Genomic DNA, 24,631 nt, shown 5'->3' with positions numbered 1-24,631 from the left:
TTATTTAAAGATACTTTTCTTAGGGGTACTTTTCATATCCAGGATCAATTCGCCTCCCTTTATTAGTTCTTTTTGGGAAAATTTCCATGTTCTTAATGGTTTTCCATTGAGTTCTGCCGCATGTATATATTTGTTTTCCCTTGAGGCATTTTTGGCTTTAATCACAAAGGTGTTCCCATTGTAATAAGTTTCACTTAAATGAATGGTTACTTTATTAAATCGGGGACTCCCCAGCTCGTACTGCGGATTTACGGCTGCACCACCATCCATTTGAAACAGTCCCATGGTACTCATAACATACCAGGCACTCATTTGCCCCTGGTCTTCATCGCCTGGATAAGCATCCCGTGGCCCCAAACCATAATACTTTTCCTGAATGGCCCGTGCCCATTTCTGGGTTAGCCATGGTTCCCCGGCATGATTAAAAAGGTATGCCGATTGCATGTTGGATTCATTGCCATGGTTAATTGGATATTTGGTGAAATTATCGGCCAATGCATTGAAATACACTTTCTCTGAAGACACCATCCCTTCATTTAATACATTTAAAAACCGTTTTCTTCCCATAACTTCTACCAAACCTTTTACATTTTGTGGTACATACCAGGTATATTGCCAACTATTGGACTCACAAAAGCCAGGAGCATGATAGGGGCTAAAATCTTCAAGCCAACTGCCATCTTTATGTCTGGGACGCACAAACCCTGTTTCTGTATCAAAGATATTTCTCCAGTTCTCCGAGCGTTTCATAAAAGTTTGATAGGTAGCGTCTATCCCGATAGCTTTGGCATATTGTGCAAAACACCAATCCTGATAGGCATACTCCATGGTATTGGACACGTAACTTTGATACTCGTCATTAAGCGGCACATACCCCTTATCAAGATAATAGATATAGCTTTCGTTACCTACTTCCCCACCTCCAGGGTGCTTTTCCATTAATGCTGTTTGCTGATGGTACATGGCCTTGAACATCTTATCTTTATCAAAATCCCTTATCCCGTGCTGGTAGGCCGAAACAATGAGTGGAATCTCGGGCTGCCCTATCATTACCCGAATATATTCCATCCCCGGATTTCCTATAGGCAGCCAACCTCCGGCATCATACATTTCTAAAAAACTATGGATCCATCCCGAGGCATATTCTGGTGCTATTAAATTATAGAATTGGACCAGGTTCCAATGCCATCCCCAATACCCATCACTTCCATAAACGGGTTTAGACGGATCGGTTTGCTGTACCTTTTCATTCATATCCATCCATTTGCCGTTTACATCACTCCAGGTGGTTCTAGGGCTCAACGCTCTGTAGAAATTGGTATAGAATTTTTTCTTTTGAAGTGCATCGGGTGTTTCAATTTCCACACGATTTAAAAGTGTATTCCAAACAGTTTTTTGATTTTGCACAACAGCCTCAAAATCCCAATTGAACGGTTTTACCATTTCTTTCTGGAGGTTCAACCTGGCTTGCTCTGTACTTATTAAGGAAATCCCTGTTCTTACTTTTACTTCCTTCGTGCCTTTGGCAAAATTAATAATGGCTCCGGCGTCTTTTATATCATACTTTTGGGGATACCTCCGTAGCCAATCCGGGTCGTAGGATATGCTATTAATTTTGTTGACATTTTCCTTAATACGATCCAATACCCAGCCGTCCATCTGCGCTATCGGTTGGTCGAACTGCATTACAAAATGCAACTTATAATCCTGACTCCCTGCATAGCCCGTTGCAGAACAATGCGATTGGGCCCAGCCTTCTATTTCGGTATCGCTTATCTTTTTTATTTCGGCATCCTGCAAATCCCAAATATATTCAGCCGGAAAATGAAGGTCTATCAGCACCCTGTTTTCTTTGTCTTCAGGAAAAGTATAGCGCTGCAAAGAAGCTCTGGTCGTAGCGGTTAGTTCAACTTCGATATCATAATCGGTGAGATAGGTGCTATAGCGTCCTATTTCAGCCTTTTCTTTTTGTTTGTCTATTCTGGAGCGATATCCCAAATCTGGATTGCTTGCCGGCCCCGGTTGAATTCGTATTGGGCCATTGGTTGGCATCATTAACAAACCAGCCATTGTCCATTCGTGAAGGTGACTAAAGCCCATCACATTTTCTATTTGATATTCATATCCTGCTTTCCACTGGCTATCCTCATTCTCTGGGGCTATTTTCACCATTCCCATAGGCATCCAAGGCCCTGGGGCGATCATCCATCGAGAGCCACTGGTTCCCATAAACTGATCTACATAATCGACCGGTTGTACCATCGGTGCGGGCTTACGGTTTAACTTGGCATCGTATTTTAGTTTGCCATCTACAAAAACTTCCACCCTCGACGTATTTTGACTGTCTACTGCCGGAAATTGAAATTCCAGTATGGAGTGCCCAGCTTCCATCATGCGTTCTAATGGCATACCATCGACCACCGCCTTGATCTTTACTTTCTTTCCTGAATGTCGCAAGTCGATCCTTAATGGCAACGTTTTCTTGCCTTCCTGTTCTTGTTCTTTATCGGCAAATTTAACCGCATGCAAAAGGGTGTTTCTTGGGGCAACTGTATTTAATGCTTCTGGACCATAGAAAGTTATAGCATCGAAAGCACACCAATTTCCTGTCATATTCTGAAAGACAATTTCGTTAATGCCTTCATTAAGAACTGAAACAGGAATATTAAATGAAACGTTTTGTTGCTCTGGGGTTAAATTATCGGGAGCTGAAGAGCTACCTTCATGAAGTTGTTGCTCGTAAACCTCACCATTTATGGTACATCTAAATAAAGGGGCTTGTTTCGAATTAACTGCTATAAAATCTATAGATAAAACACATTCCCCTTGCTCTGGAAGTTTTGCTATTTCAAAATAAACAGGTAATTTGTTTAGGGCTAACCCTGCCCAGTACCCATACCCAGAAAAAGCATCTTTAGGGCCTGGTAACACATACGGAAAATCCTCTTTCGTACTGGATTCTCCAATCACAAAATAGCTGTTGGCTCCACCAAAACCATTGGGAACAAATTCTTTATAACCATCTGGCGCTAAAGCAAATTCGGAAATAGCATTATCTGAAATGCCAATATTCCATATCGTTTTTTTTGGTAAAGATTGTGCAACAATGCTTGCATCCCAATGAAAAATTAGAATAAAAAGAAATAAAATTAATTGCTTAAGAGCTTCTGTTTTTTGCTCATATAAATCTATTATCACGAAGCATCAGATTGGTTGTTCTTAATCAAGGGTAACACAAACATATAGGCAAAACATAAAATCAATACCAAAATACTACCTATAACACCTGCCACCGACGTTACCGCTCCCATAATTGGTGGTACCACTGCACCTCCAACAACGGCCATAATTAAGAGTCCAGATATTTCATTGGCTCTTGTGGGCATTTTGTTAATGGCTATAGAAAACACCAACGGAAATAAGTTTCCTGCGCCCAAGCCTACAATAAAAATACCTGTTTGCGCTAAAAATTCATTTGGTGAAAGCAAAATCAAGAGGGTGCCCGCAATAGCCAACACCGTGGTACTTATTAAAAAAAGTATGGGCTTAAAAAACTGTAATAAGATAGCCCCCAGAAAACGACTGATCATTAGCGCCGTAAAATAAACACTTATACCATAGGATGCATTTTCAAGGGTCATCCCGTGCAATTTCATCAAAAAACTTTGGATATTGGAATTCATCCCCACATCGGCACCTACAATCAGGAAGATGGCTATCACAACAGCTATGATAAACTTATTTTTAAGCAAACCCATGCATGACGCAAATGTTGCTGGCGTATCGGACTTAATAACCTCTTCTATTCTTGTGGTGTATAACCATAACAAAGAAATAATGGAAACCACGCTATAAACAACAAACACCAATCGCCAATCGCCATATTGTAATGCCATATAAGTTGCTATAATGGGGCCTAATAAAGAGGTAATCGCTTTTACAAATTGTGACAGGCTTAAAAAACTTGATAATTTTTCTTTTGGAATTACTTCCTGTAATAAGGGATTTGCAGCTACTTGAACAATGGTATTGCCTATCCCAATAAATACAAAAGCAATTAACACCATGATGAAGGAGTAATAAGCAAAAGGTAGTAACATACCAAATAGGGTGACTACAATACCAATGTTCATCATCTTCTTTTTACCTATTTTGTCCTGTAACAATCCAACTGGTATTGAAAACACAAAAAACCAAATGAAGACCATGGAAGGAATGAATTGTGCCATAGCATCGGAAAGTTCAAAATCCTTTTGCACATAACCTGTTGAAACCCCAACAATATCAACAAACCCCATAACTATAAAGGTTAGGAATACGGGTAAGATCTTATTTAAGTGTATTTTTTTTGAAGTCATTTGTTTATGTATTAAAGGTTAGGCAAATCATGCTTTACATGCTCCCAAAAATGAGCGTCAAATAGTTTGGCGCTGCCTATAATCGCAGCATCTTCCATAAGTTTAGATATTTCAAATCCTGTTTTCAATCCAGCTTCTTCTATTTTTTGTTTCAAGATAGGTAGGAAGAAATCATGAGCCAACGATACATTTCCGCCCAAAATAATGAGATCTGGCTGGTACTTCTGAAGAAAGGGAATCATAAATTCCGCCATATTTTCTCCAAATTCCGTAAATACTTGCCTTGAATACTCATCATTTGCTTCAGCAATCTCCTTAACACCATGAACTTGTTTTGAAGTTATTTCATAATATCGTTTAATACACCAACGCGTTGAAAAATAATCATCTCCAATACCTTCCTTATAAGGTTCATCCCATAAACAGCCTCCCTCGGGCACATCATCAGCATTAACCTGAGGCACGCCATTCTTTATAAATGCAGAACCAAATCCGGTACCCAAGGTAACGGCAATGGTCTTACTATAGTTTTTTGCTTTTCCCATAGCGGAAACCCCTACTCCAAAGGCTGTAGCGTCATTAATAAACCGCATATTTACCGAATTGGCGTTAAGATATTTTGCCAATTCATCGGGGATGGATACATTATACAGGTTTTCATATTTGTCATTACCTTCAAACATGGCCAATCCAGTTTTATAATGAAATGGGCCTGGCATCGCAAATCCAATATTAATATCTGTTGCTTTGGAAAGATGGCCTATGGTTTTATTAAGAGCCTGGCTCCAATTCTCAAGAATGTCTTCCTTTGCAGCTTTATTATTGACTTTTACGGAATGCGTTGTTCCCGAAATGATTTCAAGGGTATTAATATCTACGGCGGCACTTGTAATATGGCTTCCACCTATATCAACGCCAATAGCTATGTTTTTGTTCATCTAATTAAATATTTAGCGTGTATAATCAATGTTCGAATGTATATACAATTTAACTAAAACCATGTTTAAGCATTTTGGTTGCCTATTATGCTTAAAGTTCTCTTTTAATATCTATATCGTAAGTAAAATAATCGGTATGGTAATATACCGTGTTATATTCTACGGGTCTATCCCCTACATCCAAAACCAATCGTTCTCTTTTTAAAATAGCCATCTCTTTTTTAACATCTAACATCTCTGCTATTTTAGTATCGGCCGAGACCGCTTTTAATTTTTCTTTGGATGTGGAAACAATAATGTCGTGTTCTCTCTCTAATAGTTCATACAAGGGAACCATGAAATTCTCATCACCTGTAATTCCAATCCGCGGGTGGAAATAAGAAACGGAATATAGGTATTTGGCTTCCTTAGACCCTCTTATTTTTTCCAGTTTCCAAACCTTTTTGGTTTCTGGAACACCTAATGCATCATAGACTTCCTTCTCTGCCTGTACCAAAGCAACATTCACTAAGTAATTAACAACTTCAATACCTTGGTTGCGCATTTCTTTGGTAAAGCTTATCCAATTATCTAAGCGTGTTGATATCTTTTTTGCAATAACCTTGGTTCCAATACCTTTTTTACGTTCAATTAATCCTTCGTGTACCAATTTGTTAATGGCTTGTCTTATGGTATTTCTAGATACCCCAAGTTTTTTAGACAAGGCAACCTCTTTTGGCAAAAGCTTGTCTCCTTTAATGTAATCTTCCCTTTTAATTAACTCTCTTAGATATACTTCTATTTGAGCATGAAGTGGCACAGGGCTATTTTGATCTAATTTAAAATTCATTATTGAAGCCTTAGATTTTTTACATATTAATGAATGCTAAATATATGACATTTTTAATTTATTCATGAGCCCAATAGTAAAACTGTTCTAGAGCAGTATATAATACCCCGGCCGATCCCCTAAAAGTCCCTGAACCTTCGGGCTTATTATCGACTGTATACCACTCAAAAAAGCCATCGTTTTTAATGACACGATCCGTCATAGGTTTCATTTGCTCGTAGGCTTCCTGTACAAAACCATATTTTATTAATTGTTGAATCATACGACCTCCAAACCAAGTCCAGTCACCGCCGTTTTGATAACCATAAGGATACATCCCTTTGTTCTCGAAAGCCCATTCTGGGTATGGTGGATACATGGTAAGCCCAATAGAACCGGCTCCAGATGCTTTCACATTGGCTACCATTTTATCTAAGGCTGTTTTAATCTGCTTCTTATTTAACAAGCCTGCTTCTATGGCTACCGCTGTTCCTCCATGGTAATAGATCTCATTTTCATTAAAATCCTCTGGATATGGCGATTTATCCAAATACACATGGGGAATAAATTTTTGATTCGCTTCATCCCAAAGCACTTTCATGGAATTTTTTGCTATGTCATCGCGAATCGTTTGCCATTTCCCTTTGGTTTCTGGAATGAGTTCCATCATATTATCCAAAGCGATCAATAGCATGGCATTATCGTAAATATCTACACAATACACCGTATCATCGGTTATATAAACGCCCCAAGGATGGGTGTGCTGCACATCGCCCCAATCGGCTGTAGTTGCGCCATATATCAGTCCATATTTTTCTGACCAGCGGTGATTCATTAAAAATTCCATGGACTGTTCCATACATTCGGCAACCGTAGCATTACCCACTTGAACATTTAAAATAGCTGTATCTCCTGTTTTCTTAATATACTTGTACACGGCCTGCACCAAAGAGGTCTCATGATCGGTTTCTACCGTATTTTTATGTCCAGCATAGTTGGGTTCAAGATCGTTAAATATGTATTCATACCCGCCTTCGGTCTGTACGGCTTTTTCCTTTGGAATAAAACCATCTATAATATTGCCATCGTCTCCTTGTAACCTAAAAAAGACCAGCAAATTTTCTTTAAGAGTTTCCTTGTCAAAAACTTCTGCCGACAATTCAATAAACGTATTATAATCCCTAATCCAGACTTCGCCATAACCATCGCCTGCATTAAACCCAGTCTTAACAACCTTAAGGGCTCTTTCTTTAACTTCTTTAAAATCCTGATCGGCTAATATTTTTTGAGCTAATTCCTTATTAGCTTTGTTCCCTGAACATGCTATTAGAACACATGCAGTTATTGTAAGCACTAATTGTTTCATCTGTTAATTTTTTATTATTAAAAAGATTCTTCGCTTTGACTTCGACTGGGCTCAGTCTGACAAGGCCCTTATAATATTTATTATTTTGTGTTAGACATCGATGGGGGCATTGTCTCTACCCCCCAATTTGTATTTGGCACTTTACCTAAATTAAATTTTAAGGTTCCTCCTTTCATAAGCTCCTTATGAAACATCCAGTTATTTTTCAGGTCTCTCCCATTCCAGGATGCTTCTTGGATATAATGGTTTTCTGGTGACTGATTGATCGTTTCAATAACCAGTTCCTTTCCAGTGTAATACGCATCATCCAACTTAATCGTCATTTTATCAAACAACGGACTGCCAAACTGAACCGTTGGATTGGCGGCACTATGCCCCTGAACATCGAATAATCCCATAGATGCCATGACATACCAGGCGCCTAATTGCCCTTGATCTTCATCCTGCCCCACACCGTAACCATGCAAAGGCTCTGTTCCATAAAATTCATTGCAAATGGTACGTACCCATTTTTGGGTTAACCAGGGCTTTCCTGAATAGTTAAACAACCAGGCATCGTGCAAGCAAGGCTGATTGCCATGGTTATACAATTTTTCTACACCTGAAAAACTATGTATTTCCTCAGATCCACCTCCAAACATACTCTTTTGTGCATTGCTAAACATCTCTTCTAAACGCTTATTAAAAAGATCTTTCCCTATTAAACCGATTAACCCTGCTATATCATGCGGCACATACCAGGTATATTGATAGGCATTACCTTCCTGAAATCCATCCCATCCCCGCATGGGATCAAAATCTTTTATAAAGGTTCCATCTTCTAATTTAGGTCTTATATATTTTGTCTCGGGATCAAACAAGTTTTTATAATATCCCGCTTGCGCCATAAGCTTGCTATAACTAGCGGTATCGTTCATGCTTTTAGCCATTTGCGCCACAGCATAAGAACTGAAACTGTATTCTAAGGTATGGGAGGCTCCAAAGTTAAACACCCACCCGTTGGATATAATGGTATCTTTATAGGGTACGTAATGTTCCTTTACAAAATAAGCCAGATCGTATTTACCATTTCCTAGATCGCGACCACGGTATTCCAGCTCATTTTTAATGGCCGCTTTATACCCTGTTTTTACATCGAAATCGCGAATCCCTACATTGTATGCAGATGCTAATAAAAGCCCCTGAAAATTGGTCTGTACACCATTTGTAAACACGCCATTAGCCCCTCCATCGTGTAACCAACCACGATCTTTGTAATAGTCTATGTTCGATTGAACATAGTCGCTAAAATAATCGGGATAGGCCAAACTCCAAAGCTGACTTAAGTTCCAGAACCCTCCCCAAATACCATCGGTATTGTAATGGTTGTAAAGCGGCTTATTATTTTCATCCAAAGGTATCTGTCCTATGTCATCATTAGCTTTAGGATAATGTCCATTAACATCATTGGCAAGACCTCGCCCTAGTAGGGCATGGTATAATCCGGTATAAAATTTAACTTTATCTTTTTCCTGACCACCTTCTACAACAATGCTGTTTAACTTTTCGTTCCAGATATCCTTAGATTCTTGTTTAACTACATCAAAGGCTTTCCCATTGGACTCTGTTTGCAGGTTTAAACGTGCATTTTCTATGGAAGTATAACTCAATCCTGTTTGAATCTCTAGTATATCATCTTGCTCCATATTAAAAGTAAGATACAGACCATTATTGATCCCTTCTGTTTTAAGTGCCCCTTGCTTTTGAATGGAATCTATAAAACTTCCTGTGGCAATTGGTTCTTTATTGAACCGGGCTACAAAATACATTTTCACTCTTTTCCCAGGATCGCAAAATTTAACATATTCCGGATAGGTTTCAATATAGCCTTCTAACTCCGTACCATTTACAATGCTGCCAAAGGCTTTGGTAACATCACCACTTTCGCCTTGTTTATGTCCTAAATCGACAACAACATGGGTCTCCTTGGTTTTGGGATATGTAAAACGTTGGTAGCCCACACGTTCGGTCGCCGTTAATTCGGCTTTAATATTATAATCTTTTAAAAGTACGCTATAGTATCCCGTTTCGGCGTGTTCGGTCGTTTTATCGAAACGTGAACGATAACCTGTATCGGGATTTTCTAGAGTACCCGGTACTGTTTTTAACGCTCCAACCGTAGGCATGAATACCAAACCTCCTATTTGAAATTCATGAAAATGGCCAAAGCCTTCAATAGAGGTATGCCGGTCGTCATAACCCGTAGGCCCCCAGCCTCCGGCACTGTTATAACCATTGGTATGTGGTGCTAATTTGGCCATTCCAAAAGGGCGTGCTGCTGGCGTGTAAAAAAACCATCGCCCATGTACAGAACCTATTTGTGGATCGACATATTGTGTTAGGGAAACTAATGGTTTTTCTTGAAAAACTTCTTGTTTCTTACATGCCATAAACTGGCTAAGCAATAAAACACCTATTATCAACTTACATCCCTTCATCTTAATACTTATTTTGGGCTAGGAGGCATCTCGTTTACACCCCAGTTTTTATTTGGTTCAGGTCCCATTTCCAGTTCCAGTTTCCCTCCTTTTAACAATTCACTGGCTGGAAACCAAAAGTTCTTCAATGCTTTCCCATTAAGCGTTGCACTTTGTACATACTTATTATTGAAAGAGTTATTTTTTGCTTCAATTACAAATTTACGACCTCTATTGTATTGGTTTCCCAGATCGATTTCTATTTTTTCGAATAATGGGCTTCCAATCTCATAGATAGGTTCTGATCTTGTACCGCCATCAGTTTGAAACAACCCTAAAGACGACATCATATACCAAGCACTCATTTGCCCCTGGTCTTCATCTCCCAGATAGGCATTAGAAATACCATAACCATAAAAACGGGATAAAATGTCCCTGTTCCATTTCTGGGTGAGCCAAGGTTTTTTCACCCAATTGAACATAAACGAAAAGTGCATAGACTGTTGGTTCCCTTGGATTACAGGGAAATCCCAGTATTTTTCATTTGGTGCATTGTAACGCCAATTACTGCTTACACTAAACCCGCCATCCAAACGCTTTACAAACTCCTCTTCACCAATTATCTTTGCTAATGCCGGGATATCCTGCGGTACGAAAAAGGTAAGTTGCCATGCATTTCCTTCTGCAAATTGATGATTCCCACCTGTTTCAATAGGATCAAAATCCTTAAACCAGCTACCATCTGAATGCCTCAATCTGGCAAATCCAATCTCTGGATCTATGGCATTTTTCCACCAATAGGCCCTATCAATAAATTCATTGTATTCTTTGGTTTTTCCAAGTGATTTTGCCAGTTGCGACACAGTAAAATCGTCGAATGAATATTCCAAAGTATTGGAAAAACGTCCCTTATTATACGGTACATATTTGTGCTTTAAATAGGTTTCTAAATCCCTGTTTCCTGCATAGCCGCCACCTACCTGCTCGCCTTTGGTGGTTTGCATTTTATAAACAGCATTAAAAGCCTTTTCGGCATCGTAATCCCGAATGCCCATTTGGTAAGCTCCCACAATAAGTGGAATTTCATGTTCGGCCACCATTACCGGAATATATTCCATTCCTGCTGGACCTTTGGCCAACCAGCCATTGGCATCGTACATAGCCAATTGCGATTTTACCCATTTGGATGACCATTCGGGCGTCACTAAATTCCAAAACTGGTTCAAATTCCAAAAGGTGTTCCAAAAAGCATCACAACCTAAAGCTACGTCATTAGGATTGTTAAATTTCTGAATGTTTTCCTCGGCATCTACCCAGCTTCCATCTACGTCACTAAATATATTTCTACTTACCAAAGCACGGTACATATTGGAATAGAACCTCGTTTTTTCCAATCTATTATTTGATGCAACTTGTACCCTTCTAAATAAATTGTTCCAAGTATTTTCCTGATTTTCGCGAACCTTTTCAAAATTCCAACCGAAAGGCTTCGTTATTTCTTCTTCCAAATTCAATGCAGCACTCTCTATGCTCACATACGATATTCCGGTTCTTGTTTGCACCACCTGATGTACAGATGTATCAAACTCAACAAAGGCTACAATGTCCTCCGGATTAGCAACTGTTAATTCGGCATCATTTATTATTTCAGCATCCCCTTTACCTGTTTCACTACCATTTACCCATGTACCAAAGGTTTTTATGGGTTGGTCAAATTCCATTACAAAATGAACTGTATACTCTTGTGCTATGATATCCCATTCCCTTGTTTTATCACCACCTTCAACCATTTTGCTTCGGTAATACTGTTCTCCCCAAACAGACGGAGAAACTTGTTTACTATACCCCACAATCTTATGGTCGCCTATCTTTTTAAAATGGGCTTCTTTAATGGTATAATTATATTCTGAAGGGATTTGAAGATCGACCAATATTCTGGAGTTTGGAACATCCTTCGGATAGGTATAACGCTGAAAACTGGCGCGCGTTGTAGCGGTCAATTCGGCCTTGATATTATAATCGCTCAACAGCACCGAATAATATCCCAAAGGTGCTTCTTCGGTAGTTTTATCTACTCGCGAACGGTATCCAGAATCGGGCTCTCCCTGATTGCCAACTTCGGTAACCAATGGTCCGTTGGTAGGAAATGTTCCCAAACCTGCCATGGTCCATTCATGAATATGACTGAAGGTCCCCACACTTTCGAAGGTGGGCTGATATCCTGCCTGCCAGCCTTCATTTTGATTATCGGGGCTTATTTTAACCATTCCAAAGGGCATCCAAGGTCCCGGTGCGATCATCCATCTGGAATGTCCTGTTCCTATCTTGGTGTCCACATAGTCCACCAATCTATTGGTCTTATTTGGAGCTCTTTTTACAGTACCTTTTTCTATTAGCATACCATCCAGAAAAACAGCATATTGACTCACTTTTGACCTCGTAACAGCAGGCATAGGTGCTTCATAAATAATTCGACCATGCTCAACTTCCTCTTCAAAAATAACCTTACCATCCAGTTGTACCTCAAGTTTCGGGCTGCGTTGAAGATGCTGAACATCCACTAACAGAGGCTGCACCTGGCTCCCATCAACCATTAACTCATATTCTGCTGGGGTAACACTTCTTATAAATGCCGTTTCTGGTTTTAATAGTTGTACGTTCTCTGTCCCTACCAGTCTTACTTGGTCAAACACCATCCAGCTGCCTTCCAACGTGGTAAGCTGAACATTGTTCCCTCCATTCGTTATGAGATCGACGTCTAATGGGATTTCTATTATCTGCTCTTTAGTATTGGCGACCTTTCCTTTTAAGGCTTCGGCATTGCTCCCTTTGTCTAATCTATACTTCCAAGATTTGCCGTTTACCGTAACCTTAAGATAGGGTGGTGTTTCGGGATTACAATCCAGCACATCTACAACCAATTTCCAATCACCGCTTTTAGGTTTATCTTTTATACCAAATAAAATATTGATTTCATGAGGGCGTATACCAGCCAACGTTGAAGTTCCGCCCCAATAATCTATCGCTCCGGGCAATACAAAAGGAAAATCGGTCTTGTCCTCGGAATATCCTACCACGTAAAATCGGTCTTCCCACCCAAAATCCTTTTCCAAAAATTTGCTATACTCACCATTTGCTAAGGCAAACTCAGCACTACTATCATCAGATTTTCCTATTTGCCATACCGTTGTGTTTTGTGCATAACCAACTGTAAAAGACATTACAACAGCAATCAAGAGTTTAAATTCCATATAATTTCAGTTTAGTTTTTTAACAGGCCTCATCTTTAACAAAAGATACAATTACTTTTGCAGCTTCCTTTCCTTTATTAACCAAGCGATAGCTATTGGCAGCTGCCGATACTGCAAAGGTCTCGGCATAATGAAACGTTTGGGAATCATTCACTAAATCCAATTCTACAGCCGTACCTTCAACAAGCATTAAGACATGACATTGATTTAAAGTTTCAATGACAACCTCATCATCAAACTCATATCGATATATATCATAAAAGTGGTCTGGATGCGTTGGTAAATGTATTTTTTTCCAATGGTCTCCAGACGATACCACATATGGTTTAGACACCAAGGTATCTTGTACAACTTGTCCTTTTCTGTTAAAGTTCAAATTATCATAGGCGCGGTCTATATTTAAGGGTCTCGGGTTTCCATCCATATCCATACGCTGCCAATCGTACATTTTAAAGGTAAAGATGTATGGGGTTGCACTAATCTCCAGCACAAGGTTATTTATTCCAGAACAGTGAACCGTTCCGTGTGGGATAAGGAATAGGTCGTGTTTTTTGGCAGGCAATTTTTGCACATACCTTTCGACGTCCAGTTCTTCCTTGGTCTCATAACTATGCTCGAGCGCCTTTTTGAAGGCTTCTGGATTGATATCTTCCTGAAATCCCAAATACACATCGGCACCTTCCTTGGCGTCCAAAATATAATAGGTCTCATCCTGTGTGAAGTTTTCTCCAAATTCCTTTTTAATATAGTCTGGCTTCGGATGGCATTGCACCGAAAGGTTACCGCCATCGAAGGTATCCAGAAAATCAAACCGAATAGGAAACTCATCCTGAAATCGCTTAGCTGCTTTGCCTAATACGTTCTCTTGTTCCTGGAACATTAACATATCAAACGACACTTCCAACATGCCATTTTCATCTCCAAAAACCAATCCATTTTCGGGCACGATCATTTCAAAAGACCATGCATAATTGGGCACTTCTTGATTCAAGCCTTCAATGCGTTCCCTCATCCATTGTCCTCCCCAAATACCGGGCTCAAACCAGGGTCTTACCCTGAAATATCCTTTAGATAATTTTGATAAACTAGATCTTAAAGCCTCTCCTTCTGTCCATATAGGCATCCCCGGACGCTGTTGATCTACTATAATATCTATTTGGGGCAACAACCTTTTCTTTTCTTGGTTTAACACGACCCAATCCACAAAGTAGAAATGCTTATACATTTGTTTGTGAGCCTTAGGTGAAGAAAACCCTAAATTGGTGATGGCATCTGCCCTCATTCTAAATTGCAGCTCATTTTTTGGTAAATCGAAATACACCAAACAACCTTCTATATTAGCCAGACTTGCTCCAGTTCCGTATATAATATTGATATCTTTACTTTGGTCCAAATCAATACTTATAAGCTTTTCCCTATCAAAGTAATCATTAAGTACTAAGCTTGTCTTACGACCAAAAACAGGATCGTCACCTCCTAAATATGGTGTAACCAATGCATTAATATCCATTTCGGATTTTAAACAATCCTTAATGTTATATGCACATATAGAAAGTTTCGCAGCTTTAAAGACTTCGACTAAAGACGTTATTACCTCATCCCAATCTACTCCTACATACCCATCTAAAATTATAACTTTCTCATTTACCAACCTATCGGCCAAAGCACCATATCCTTGTACTATTTCACCATTGACCACTTCATGGACCGGATTAATATCATAGCTACCACTAACTGTCTTTTTCTTTTTAACCGGCATCAAATATTGACTTGTCTTTCTTTCCATTTTTTTAATTAAGATTACGCAAATATACAAAACATGTTCATATGTCCATACATTTAAATTATTTATTTTTATGCCAATACCATTTCTTGTTTTACAATAAGTCGAGTAACTTCATAGACAAAACAAAGGTATTACATGTGGAAATCAGTTAATATAAGTAATATAGTCAAATTATAACATTATTTTGTCGTACTTGATCATTACAGCATAGTGGAGTTAAAATTTGTATTATATACTAGCAAAGGTTGTTTCTGTGATTTTCATTAATCTATTTCAATGTTGTTTTTAACGAAGTGATTTAAACTTTTACAAATCCTTATAGATATTTAAGAGACTGCTTAAATTCCACCTTTTGGTTTTGTTATGCTCCTTTTTTCTCCACTTTTCGTTATGAAAATCCTCATTTAGCGCTGCTAAACTCCGGTTTTAAAGCCTTAATTGGCAAAAAAATGACCTATAACTAATTTCAAAAACGAATTTTAAACAGTCTCTAAATATAATACTCGGTAGTCTGAAAAATTTCTTTAAGCACAAAATAACTTTCCAAAACACCAATGTTCTCAATTTTAGATAGCTTCGTCCTTACAAACTCATGGTATACATCAAGGCTTTCCAAGTTGATTTTTAAAAAAAAGTCAACTTTTCCAGCCATATGATAGCATTCCTGCACCTCGTGCAAGGCTCTAATTTGTCGATCAAATTTATCAATAAATCCTTGGTCATGATAACGCAGGGACACCATACAAATAGCAGTAACTGGTCTTTGAATTTTCTTTTTATCCAAAAGTGCCACGTAATTTTTTATAAATCCTTTTTTCTCTAAACGCCTAATACGCTCATATACTGGTGAAGCCGTTAGATTTAACATTTCTGCTATTTCTTTCGTTGTCTTTTTGGAATCCTTTTGTAGAATACGCAAAATATTTAAATCGACTTCATCTATTTTTTCCATATAAAGATAAATTTACTTTTAAGCTTTTATTTAATACACCACAAAAGTAAATAATAATAAATAAACCTTAATAAAAAGATTATTTTACTTTTTTTATTATTTTAAAAAGACATTTTAATTGTAAAATATTGTTTTTAAGTAATTTTGTTCTTTATTAATATATAATATAATGCAGCAAGAAACCATATTAATAACAGGAGCCAGCGGACAACTAGGTTCTGTTCTATCAAAAAGACTTCAAGATAAATTCGGTGTAAATAATGTTATTGCTACCGACTTAAGGGACAATCCTTCATTTGTTGGTCAATTTGAAATATTAGACGCTACAGATTTTGAAGCTTTAACTACTATTGTTATAAAATATAATGTTACTCAAATTTACCATATGGCCGCTATTTTATCGGCAAATGGTGAAAAGAATCCGCTATTAACTTGGGATATCAATATGAAAACCCTTTTTAATGTGCTTGAAGTATCTAGAATACATACTATTAGTAAAGTATTTTTCCCAAGTTCGATTGCTGTGTTCGGAGCAAATGTAAATCGTGACAACACCCCTCAAGATTCCAACCTAACACCATCAACAGTATATGGTATGACCAAAGCTGCTGGTGAAAATTGGGCCAATTATTATTATGAAAAATACGGATTGGACATTCGTTCTATTCGTTATCCAGGTGTTATAGGCTACCAATCCTTACCGGGTGGAGGCACTACAGATTATGCTGTGGACATTTTTCATAAAGCTATTAAAAATGAACCTTTTGAATGCTTTTTAAGCGAAAAAACCACACTTCCAATGATTTATATGGATGATGCCATAAGAGCAACTATAGAGGTTATGGATGCGCCTTCTGTAAACATTAAAACCAGAACCTCATACAATGTTGCGGGTGTAAGCTTTAATCCTGAAGAAATAACAAATGCAATCCGAACTATTTATCCCGATTTTAAAGTAACTTACAAACCCGATTTTAGACAAGGTATTGCGGATTCGTGGCCAAAAAGTATTGATGACACAAATGCCAAAAATGATTGGAATTGGAAACCAAATTACAATTTGGAAGCCATGACAGAAGATATGATTGAAAACCTAAAAGCAACTTATTTAGAAAAAATTTAAATCTAAAGACATTATGTACAGTATTAAAAACGACTTATTAAACGATATTCAAGATATAAAAGATAGTGGTCTTTATAAAGACGAACGTATTATAACCTCTAAACAAGGTGCTCAAATAAGTACGACAACCCAAAACCAAGTACTTAACTTCTGTGCCAACAACTATTTGGGGCTAGCGGCAAACCCCGATGTTCTTGAAGCTGGAATTAACGCTATTAAAACCCACGGATTCGGACTTTCATCGGTGCGCTTTATTTGTGGCACACAAGACATCCACAAAGAACTGGAGAAAAAAACTGCCGAATTTTTGGGCATGGAAGACTGTATTTTATATGCTGCCGCTTTTGATGCCAACGGTGGACTTTTTGAGCCTCTGTTAAAGGCTGAAGATGCCATTATATCAGATGAACTTAATCATGCTTCAATTATTGACGGTATTCGCCTTTGTAAAGCGAAACGGTTTAGATATAAACACAACAACATGGACGATTTAGAAGAACAGCTTAAAGCTGCTAGTTCTTCAAGACGTATATTGATTGTTACAGATGGTTCTTTTTCTATGGACGGCACCATCGCACAACTCGACAAAATATGTGATTTGGCTGATAAATACAATGCGCTTGTAATGATTGACGAATGTCACTCTACTGGGTTTTTAGGAGCTACCGGAAGAGGTTCTCATGAGTACAACAACGTTATGGGACGTATTGACATTATAACCGGCACTTATGGGAAAGCCCTTGGTGGTGCTTCTGGAGGGTTTACTGCGGCCAGAAAGGAAATAGTAGATATCCTAAGACAACATTCACGTCCGTATTTATTTTCAAATACCTTAGCTCCTGCAATTGTTGGAGCAACTTTAAAAGTGTTAGACATTCTTAAAGGATCTACACATTTAAAAGACAAATTAGAAGCAAATACCAAGCAGTTCCGCTCTGGCATGACAGCTGCCGGTTTCAATATTGTTAAGGGTATCCACCCTATAGTTCCTATTATGCTTGGGGAGGCCACCATAGCACAGGAGTTCGCTAAACGCCTTTTAGACGAAGGTATTTATGTTATTGGATTCTTTTATCCGGTTGTTCCTAAAGGCAAAGCTAGAATAAGGGTTCAATTATCAGCAGCACACGAACCTGAGCATATTGATAAAGCGATTAAAGCATTTATTAAAGTAGGAAAAGAATTAAATGTTATTGCATAACACACTCAATCTAATATATCTCTAAATTAATAAGCCCTTGAAATAATTACCAAGGGCTTATTTCATTATATACTGTATCTTATTACAAATCGAACAATCGTGGTAACAACATCGATATTTCAGGAATATAGGTAACCAATAACAACACGATAACCATAATTATTAAAAAAGGAATTAAGGGCTTTACAACTTGGGTAACTGATATATTGGCTATACCACTTCCAACAAACAGAATGGTACCTACTGGTGGTGTACACAGTCCAATACATAAATTAAGTACCATAACAATACCAAAGTGTACAGGCTCCATACCCAATGCCACTACAACTGGCAAAAATATAGGTGTAAATATAAGTACCGCTGGGGTCATATCCATAAAAGTCCCTACAAGCAACAACACAATATTTATCACCAAAAATATAGCAAACTTATTACTAAACTGACCCAATAAAAAGTTACTCATTAATTCCGGGATACCTTCAAAAGAAAACAACCACGACATGGCCATCGACGTACATATTAAAAACATGACCACGGCTGTAGTTTTGGCACTTGTGAGCAAAATATCGGGAAAGTCCTTAACGCCAACCTCACCATAAATCAACGCCAAAACGGCGGCATATAAAACTGCAATAACGGATGCTTCAGTGGCCGTAAAAATTCCGGCAACAATCCCCCCTACAACCACAACCAAAAGTAATAAACTAAAAATAGCTTTGCTAAAATACCCCAATACTTCAGACAAACTCGCCCTTGTTCCTTTTATAAAATCCCTTTTTATCGCAACAAAAGCCACGTAACCCATCAGTGCTAATCCCAATAAAACACCTGGTAAATAACCCGCTATGAACAAAGCCGCTACCGATGCTGATCCCCCACTCGCTAAAGCAAAGACAATTAAGATATTACTTGGCGGAATTAATAAGCCAGTTGTTGAGGCCGTTATATTTACGGAAGCACTAAAAGCTCTTGGCAGACCTTCCTTCTCCATTCTATCTGTCATGATACTACCAATTGCAGAGGTAGCTGCCAATGCCGACCCCGAAATAGCACCAAATAACATAGATGCCAATATATTTACATAAGCCAAACCTCCCGGAAGACTCGCCACTAATGATTTTGCAAAATTTATGAGCCTATTGGCAATACCGCCACGCTTCATGATTTCACCGGCTAACACAAAAAACGGAATGGCCAGTAATGCAAAGCTGTCTATCCCTGTCGTCATACGCTGGGCAATAGTAGTGATCCCCGGCAATTTATCAATATTCAACAATAGGCTGACCGTTGTAGATATTCCAATACTGTAAGCCACCGGCACTTTTAACAACAGTAGTATAAAAAAGCTTAAAAATAGAACTAATATACTTATAACTTCAATGCTCATAATTAATCGACTAGTTTATTTGTATAAATTTTTGACATGTGATATACCGAAAAACACATAATTAACAAGCCGCTAAAAGGCATGATAGCATAGATATATCCTAGAGGTATTTGTAATGTTCCAGAAAGCTGATTTAATTTTAAAGTAATATATACCAAATTAAACCCACCAACAACCATCACGATGGCAGCAAATAAAAATATAAGCACTTCTATAATTAAAGAAACCTTCTTTTGTTTTTTAATGGATAACTTTTGGTAAACAAAATCCATTGACAAATGCTCTCGCTTTGCATTCAAATAGGCTGCTCCTAAAATAGACAGCCAGATTAATGAAAACCTTGCCAACTCTTCTGTCCAAGAAAACGATGTTTTTAAAATATACCGCGAAAAAACTTGCCAAAGCACATCTAAAACCAAAAGACCAAAAATGCTAACTAAAAAAATTTCGATAAAACGAATTATCTTATTAAACAAAAAATCTATATGTTTCATAATTATTGTGCTTTTATCTGATGTACTAAATCTGCCAACTCAGGATACTCTTTTTCAAAGGCTTCTAATACTGATTTTGATTGTTCTGCAAATAAGGATTTATCTGGAATGATAATTTCAACACCTCTGTCTTTCGCCTTTTGCATGGACTCGGCAACCGATTCGTTCCAATATTGTTTTTGTGCTTCAGAAGATTCAGCCGCGGCTGCTTCTACCCATTGCTTTTCTTCATCTGTTAATTTATCCCAATATTTAGTCCCCATAATCAACACATCTGGTACGGACGAATGCTGATCTAGGGTATAGTACTTACTTATTTCGTAATGATTGGACGACACGAATGATGGTGGATTATTCTCGGCACCATCTACAACCCCTTGTTGGATAGCTGTATACAATTCACCATACGCTAATGGTGTTGCCGACCCTCCCAGAGCATTAACCATATTAATAGCCATTTGATTGTTCATGACCCTTATTTTAAGCCCCTTTAAATCTTCCGGGGTTCGTATCGCCTTATCTTTGGTATAAAAACTTCTGCTACCAGCGTCATAATAACACAATCCACGTAACCAAAACTTACTTCCTTTTTTCAAAATAGACTTGCCTATCTCACCTTCCAACACACTAAATTGATGTGCTTTGTCCCGAAACAAATAGGGAATACCCAAAACATTGTATTCGGGCACAAAATTAGACAAGGTCGCCGCACTTACTTTAGTAATAGCGACGCTTCCAATTTGTAATAACTCCAATACTTCACGTTCTGACCCCAACTGACCGTCTGGAAAAATCTTAACGGCCAACTTCCCTCCTGACTTTTTATGGAGTGCTTCCTGAAACTTTAAAATACCTTTATGAACCGGATGTGTTTGTGGCAAGCCATGGGCCAAATACATTATTTTTGTGCCAGATTCTTTTTTACAAGACCAAAGTCCCGACAAAAGCATTAAGATGATTAGTGTTTTATATCGCATCATACTAATTAAAATCAAAATAATTTACTGCATTGTAATAACAAATATCCTGTATCATTTTACCTAAGAACTCCAAATCATTAGGCACTAAGCCCTTATTTACATCCTCTGCAATCAAGTCACATAGAATGCGTCTAAAATATTCATGCCTTGGGAAAGACAAAAAACTACGGCTATCTGTTAACATGCCTACAAACCTACTCAATAATCCCATATTGGATAGGGTGTTTACTTGTCTTTCCATGCCGTCTTTCTGGTCTAAAAACCACCATGCAGACCCCCATTGCATTTTCCCAGGTATACCGCCTTCATTAAAATTCCCCATCATCGTTACAAACACTTCGTTTTGCGATGGGTTTAAATTATAGGTTATAGTTTTCGCAAGCTGATCGCTAGAGTTTAGTGTATTGAATAATTTAGACATCGCTTCCGCCATTGAATAATCGGCAATGGAATCGCAACCAGCATCGGCACCAATTTGCTCTTGCAATCGCGTATTATTATTTCTCAAAGCTCCTAAATGGTATTGTTGCACCCAATTTTTCTTATGGTATTGTTTGCCTAAATACAACAATAGGTAACTTCTGTATTTATTAATTTCGGAATCGGATAAGGTTTCTCCCTTTAAAAACTTCTCAAAAATAGCAGTCACATCTTCTGTGGTTACTTCCTGCATCACAATTGGACCTGCAATGCCATAGTCACTTAATCGGCAGCCATTGTCATGAAAATACGCTATCCGGTTGTCAATAGCCTTTAAAAGAGCTGAAAAACTATCGACAGCAAACGCAACGCAGTCTTCTAACTTTTTTAAGTAATCTATATATTTTGATTCTCCGATAAAAAATAACGCGTCTGGTCTAAACGTTGGTAATACTTTTGTAAAAAACTTACCAGCAGCTATTTTTTTATGGTACGCCAAGTTATCTGTAGGATCATCAGTAGTACATACTACTTCCACCTTCATATCCTCTAATAATTGTGCCGGTGTTTTTGTTGCCAGTACAGCATTCGCTTTTTTATAGATTTCCTGTGCTGTACTTGGTTGTAAAATAGCATCGATATCAAAATAACGTTTTAACTCTAACTGTGTCCAATGGAACAAGGGATTACGAACCGTATGCGGTACCGTTTCTGCCCATTTAAGGAATTTTTCTTCCAAAGAAGCAGTACCCGTAACAAATTTTTCTTCGACGCCATTGGCTCGCATACCCCGCCATTTATAATGATCTTCGCTCAACCAAGCCTCCGTTATATTACCCAACGGCCTATCTTGGGCTATTAATTTAGCCGATAAGTGATTATGATAATCTATAATAGGCATGTCCTTTGCATACGCGTGATATAATATCTCTGCTTCTTTAGATTGGAGCAAAAAATTATCCGTAATAAAGGTTTTTGTTTTTATCTGAGTCATTTATATTGATTGTCTGTCTTATTCGTTAACCTGAGTCACTTTGCCTTAAATAATTAAATCCACTACAAGTCCAAACTTCGTTTAATTCCCATGGCAAGACCTCGAATTTCCGCTAGACCGCGTAATCTTCCAATAGCCGAATAGCCTGGAATCTCTTCTTTCTTTAAATCGTCCAACATTTGATGCCCGTGATCTGGTCGCATTGGAATAGAAATACCTCTACGGTTTTCAACTTTTAAAACGGCCTTTACAATTTCGTACATATCGGACGACCCCTCTAAATGGTTATCTTCATAAAAACTACCATCGTGTTCTCTTTTTACATTGCGTAAGTGCAGAAAATGAATGCGGTCTCCAAATTTTTCTATCATGCGTGGCAGATCATTTTCTGGATTGGCTCCTAATGAGCCAGTACAAAATGTTATACCATTTGAAGGACTATCAATAAAATTCAATAAATCTTCTAAATCTGCTTCGGATTTTACAATTCTTGGCAAGCCCATAATATCGAATGGAGGATCATCGGGATGAATGGCCATTTTAACACCATGTGCTTCGGCTACTGGAATGACCTCATTCAAAAAGTACGATAGATTTGCTTTTAAATCTTCATGGGTAACACCTTCGTACTGTGCGATCATATCTTTAAACACTGGAATTGTAAGATCATCGACCGTACCGGGCAAGCCTTTTAAAACACCATCTTCTAACCGCTGTTTTTCTTCAGGGGTCATGGAAGCAAATCTGTTTTTGGCTTTTTTTAAAATGGCTTCAGAATAAGATGCCTCACTACCTTCCAAGGCTATAATATGACATTCAAAAACAGCCATATCTACTTTATCGAAACGCAAGGCTGTACTCCCATCCTGCAATTCCCAAAATAGATGGGTACGTGTCCAATCCAATACCGGCATAAAATTATAACATACGTACTTAATACCACATTGTGCTACATTAATAATGCTTTGCTTATAATTTTCAATGCGCTCTAAATAATCACCTCTTCTTAGCTTTATATTCTCATGAATGGGAATACTTTCTATAAAGGTCCATTCCAACCCTGCCTCCTCAACTGCATTTTTTACTTTTCTAATTTCTTCAACTTCCCAAACCGCTCCATTTTGGACATGATGTAATGCCGTTACTACACCCGTTGCCCCAGTCTGCTTTATGTCTTGCAAACTTACCGTATCCTTAACACCATACCACCTAAACGTCTCTTTCATGTTTATTTTTAATATTTAAACCCCACTAAAAACACTAAACCCTCCATCTACGGGTATAACAGCCCCTGTAATAAATTTAGAAGCTTCGCTACATAAAAAATGAACAGCTCCATGCAATTCATTGGCCTCTCCAAAACGCTTCATCGGTGTGTTTCTAATAATATCGTTTCCTCTTTCTGTATAAGAGCCATCATCATTAATCAATAAACGGCGGTTTTGATTTCCAACAAAAAAACCTGGTGCTATGGCATTCACCCGAACGCTATCTCCAAATTTTGTAGCCATCTCAACAGCCATCCAACGTGTGAAATTTTCCATTGCCGCTTTTGCTGCAGAGTACCCTGCCACCCTAGTGATCGCTCTATCTACAGCCATGGACGAATAATTAATAATGACACCTTTCTTTTGTCTGGCCATAACTTCTCCAAAAACGATTGAAGGAATCACCGTTCCGTTTAGGTTTAAATCTGTTACAGCCTTGAAATCATCCATATTTAAATCAAAAACCGTTTGATCTTCACCAATGGTCGCTCCCGGTCTGTTACCCCCTGCGGCATTGATAAGCACATCAATTCTATGGTATTTTGCTACAATTTTTTCGCGAACCAACCTCAAACTATTTTCCTCCAGAACATTACAAACAAATCCATCAACATTATACCCTTTGGCCTTTAACCCCTCTATAGCTGTCAACAAAGGTGCTTCTTTGTAATGCAAAAGCACCACTATTGCTTCTTTTTTCAATAAGTATTCTGCAATACTTCCTCCCAACACCCCACAGGCTCCTGTAACTAGAATAATCTGATCCTTAATATTAAAAAGCGAATTCATTATTTTTTTGTTTATTTGTATTTTATTTTCGTGTTCGCACACGCAAATATAACATAAAAA

Annotated in this window: 17 protein-coding genes; 2 read left to right on the top strand and 15 right to left on the bottom strand. The window is 38.1% G+C overall.

Annotated elements, in window-relative coordinates; genetic code table 11:
* The 9 genes from JF259_RS05060 to JF259_RS05020 form a co-directional block, all read right to left on the bottom strand.
* A complete protein-coding gene (locus JF259_RS05060; protein WP_199114069.1) occupies positions 1 to 3,198 on the bottom strand; it encodes a GH92 family glycosyl hydrolase in 3,198 nt (1,065 codons plus the stop codon).
* The gene (locus JF259_RS05055) at positions 3,195 to 4,358 is read right to left on the bottom strand and encodes an MFS transporter (RefSeq protein ID WP_199114060.1); all 1,164 of its coding nucleotides are present in this window, start codon (positions 4,356 to 4,358) and stop codon (positions 3,195 to 3,197) included. Before JF259_RS05055 ends, JF259_RS05060 begins: the two co-directional genes overlap by 4 nt.
* 11 nt (positions 4,359 to 4,369) lie before the next feature.
* Positions 4,370 to 5,296: an ROK family protein gene (locus JF259_RS05050; protein ID WP_199114058.1), complete on the bottom strand. Its 927-nt coding sequence runs from the start codon at positions 5,294 to 5,296 to the stop codon at positions 4,370 to 4,372.
* Positions 5,297 to 5,387: 91 nt separating this feature from the next.
* Positions 5,388 to 6,125 carry a GntR family transcriptional regulator gene (locus tag JF259_RS05045; RefSeq protein WP_199114056.1) on the bottom strand — a complete coding sequence of 246 codons (738 nt, stop codon included), beginning with the start codon at positions 6,123 to 6,125 and terminating at the stop codon, positions 5,388 to 5,390.
* Positions 6,126 to 6,183: 58 nt separating this feature from the next.
* Positions 6,184 to 7,470 (bottom strand): glucosidase family protein, encoded by a 1,287-nt coding sequence (locus tag JF259_RS05040; protein WP_199114054.1) that lies wholly within the window; start codon positions 7,468 to 7,470, stop codon positions 6,184 to 6,186.
* 80 nt (positions 7,471 to 7,550) lie between these two features.
* The gene (locus tag JF259_RS05035) at positions 7,551 to 9,947 is read right to left on the bottom strand and encodes a GH92 family glycosyl hydrolase (RefSeq protein ID WP_199114044.1); all 2,397 of its coding nucleotides are present in this window, start codon (positions 9,945 to 9,947) and stop codon (positions 7,551 to 7,553) included.
* Positions 9,948 to 9,955: 8 nt separating this feature from the next.
* The gene (locus JF259_RS05030) at positions 9,956 to 13,177 is read right to left on the bottom strand and encodes a GH92 family glycosyl hydrolase (protein WP_199114042.1); all 3,222 of its coding nucleotides are present in this window, start codon (positions 13,175 to 13,177) and stop codon (positions 9,956 to 9,958) included.
* 19 nt (positions 13,178 to 13,196) lie between these two features.
* On the bottom strand, positions 13,197 to 14,963 hold the full coding sequence (locus tag JF259_RS05025; protein WP_199114040.1) for a class I mannose-6-phosphate isomerase: 1,767 nt from the start codon (positions 14,961 to 14,963) through the stop codon (positions 13,197 to 13,199).
* A 490-nt stretch (positions 14,964 to 15,453) separates the two neighbouring features.
* Positions 15,454 to 15,915, bottom strand: coding sequence for an Lrp/AsnC family transcriptional regulator (locus tag JF259_RS05020; protein WP_199114038.1), 462 nt, complete (start codon positions 15,913 to 15,915; stop codon positions 15,454 to 15,456).
* Between the two features lie 169 nt (positions 15,916 to 16,084).
* Here JF259_RS05020 and JF259_RS05015 point away from each other — a divergent pair, with 169 nt between their 5' ends.
* Positions 16,085 to 17,038 carry an NAD-dependent epimerase/dehydratase family protein gene (locus JF259_RS05015; protein ID WP_199114036.1) on the top strand — a complete coding sequence of 318 codons (954 nt, stop codon included), beginning with the start codon at positions 16,085 to 16,087 and terminating at the stop codon, positions 17,036 to 17,038.
* Between the two features lie 13 nt (positions 17,039 to 17,051).
* On the top strand, positions 17,052 to 18,239 hold the full coding sequence (kbl, locus tag JF259_RS05010; RefSeq protein ID WP_199114034.1) for a glycine C-acetyltransferase: 1,188 nt from the start codon (positions 17,052 to 17,054) through the stop codon (positions 18,237 to 18,239).
* 82 nt (positions 18,240 to 18,321) lie between these two features.
* Here kbl and JF259_RS05005 read toward each other — a convergent pair whose 3' ends face one another.
* The 6 genes from JF259_RS05005 to JF259_RS04980 all read right to left on the bottom strand — a co-directional run bounded on the left by JF259_RS05005 (position 18,322) and on the right by JF259_RS04980 (position 24,571).
* Positions 18,322 to 19,626, bottom strand: coding sequence for a TRAP transporter large permease (locus JF259_RS05005; RefSeq protein WP_199114032.1), 1,305 nt, complete (start codon positions 19,624 to 19,626; stop codon positions 18,322 to 18,324).
* A 2-nt stretch (positions 19,627 to 19,628) separates the two neighbouring features.
* On the bottom strand, positions 19,629 to 20,120 hold the full coding sequence (locus tag JF259_RS05000; protein ID WP_199114030.1) for a TRAP transporter small permease: 492 nt from the start codon (positions 20,118 to 20,120) through the stop codon (positions 19,629 to 19,631).
* Positions 20,121 to 20,122: 2 nt separating this feature from the next.
* Positions 20,123 to 21,100 carry a TRAP transporter substrate-binding protein gene (locus tag JF259_RS04995; RefSeq protein ID WP_317192065.1) on the bottom strand — a complete coding sequence of 326 codons (978 nt, stop codon included), beginning with the start codon at positions 21,098 to 21,100 and terminating at the stop codon, positions 20,123 to 20,125.
* 1 nt (position 21,101) lies between these two features.
* Positions 21,102 to 22,514 (bottom strand): glucuronate isomerase, encoded by a 1,413-nt coding sequence (uxaC, locus tag JF259_RS04990; protein WP_199114028.1) that lies wholly within the window; start codon positions 22,512 to 22,514, stop codon positions 21,102 to 21,104.
* 62 nt (positions 22,515 to 22,576) lie between these two features.
* A complete protein-coding gene (gene uxuA, locus JF259_RS04985) occupies positions 22,577 to 23,740 on the bottom strand; it encodes a mannonate dehydratase (RefSeq protein ID WP_199114026.1) in 1,164 nt (387 codons plus the stop codon).
* Positions 23,741 to 23,755: 15 nt separating this feature from the next.
* Positions 23,756 to 24,571 (bottom strand): SDR family oxidoreductase, encoded by an 816-nt coding sequence (locus JF259_RS04980; protein ID WP_199114024.1) that lies wholly within the window; start codon positions 24,569 to 24,571, stop codon positions 23,756 to 23,758.
* Between the last annotated feature and the right edge of the window lie 60 nt (positions 24,572 to 24,631).

The sequence above is a fragment of the Snuella sedimenti genome (assembly GCF_016428595.1).
Lineage (GTDB): Bacteria > Bacteroidota > Bacteroidia > Flavobacteriales > Flavobacteriaceae > Snuella > Snuella sedimenti.
The sequence above is the reverse complement of the archived record's forward strand: the minus strand, read 5'-3'. Positions and strand labels throughout refer to the sequence as shown.

Coding starts and splice junctions, on each gene's coding strand:
- JF259_RS05040 (WP_199114054.1), bottom strand. CDS start 7,470: ATGAAACAATTAGTGCTTACAATAACTGCATGTGTTCTAATAGCATGT.
- JF259_RS05000 (WP_199114030.1), bottom strand. CDS start 20,120: ATGAAACATATAGATTTTTTGTTTAATAAGATAATTCGTTTTATCGAA.
- JF259_RS05015 (WP_199114036.1), top strand. CDS start 16,085: ATGCAGCAAGAAACCATATTAATAACAGGAGCCAGCGGACAACTAGGT.
- JF259_RS05020 (WP_199114038.1), bottom strand. CDS start 15,915: ATGGAAAAAATAGATGAAGTCGATTTAAATATTTTGCGTATTCTACAA.
- JF259_RS05035 (WP_199114044.1), bottom strand. CDS start 9,947: ATGAAGGGATGTAAGTTGATAATAGGTGTTTTATTGCTTAGCCAGTTT.
- JF259_RS05005 (WP_199114032.1), bottom strand. CDS start 19,626: ATGAGCATTGAAGTTATAAGTATATTAGTTCTATTTTTAAGCTTTTTT.
- JF259_RS05030 (WP_199114042.1), bottom strand. CDS start 13,177: ATGGAATTTAAACTCTTGATTGCTGTTGTAATGTCTTTTACAGTTGGT.
- JF259_RS05045 (WP_199114056.1), bottom strand. CDS start 6,125: ATGAATTTTAAATTAGATCAAAATAGCCCTGTGCCACTTCATGCTCAA.
- JF259_RS05050 (WP_199114058.1), bottom strand. CDS start 5,296: ATGAACAAAAACATAGCTATTGGCGTTGATATAGGTGGAAGCCATATT.
- JF259_RS05025 (WP_199114040.1), bottom strand. CDS start 14,963: ATGGAAAGAAAGACAAGTCAATATTTGATGCCGGTTAAAAAGAAAAAG.
- JF259_RS05055 (WP_199114060.1), bottom strand. CDS start 4,358: ATGACTTCAAAAAAAATACACTTAAATAAGATCTTACCCGTATTCCTA.
- JF259_RS04980 (WP_199114024.1), bottom strand. CDS start 24,571: ATGAATTCGCTTTTTAATATTAAGGATCAGATTATTCTAGTTACAGGA.
- uxaC (WP_199114028.1), bottom strand. CDS start 22,514: ATGACTCAGATAAAAACAAAAACCTTTATTACGGATAATTTTTTGCTC.
- uxuA (WP_199114026.1), bottom strand. CDS start 23,740: ATGAAAGAGACGTTTAGGTGGTATGGTGTTAAGGATACGGTAAGTTTG.
- kbl (WP_199114034.1), top strand. CDS start 17,052: ATGTACAGTATTAAAAACGACTTATTAAACGATATTCAAGATATAAAA.
- JF259_RS04995 (WP_317192065.1), bottom strand. CDS start 21,100: ATGATGCGATATAAAACACTAATCATCTTAATGCTTTTGTCGGGACTT.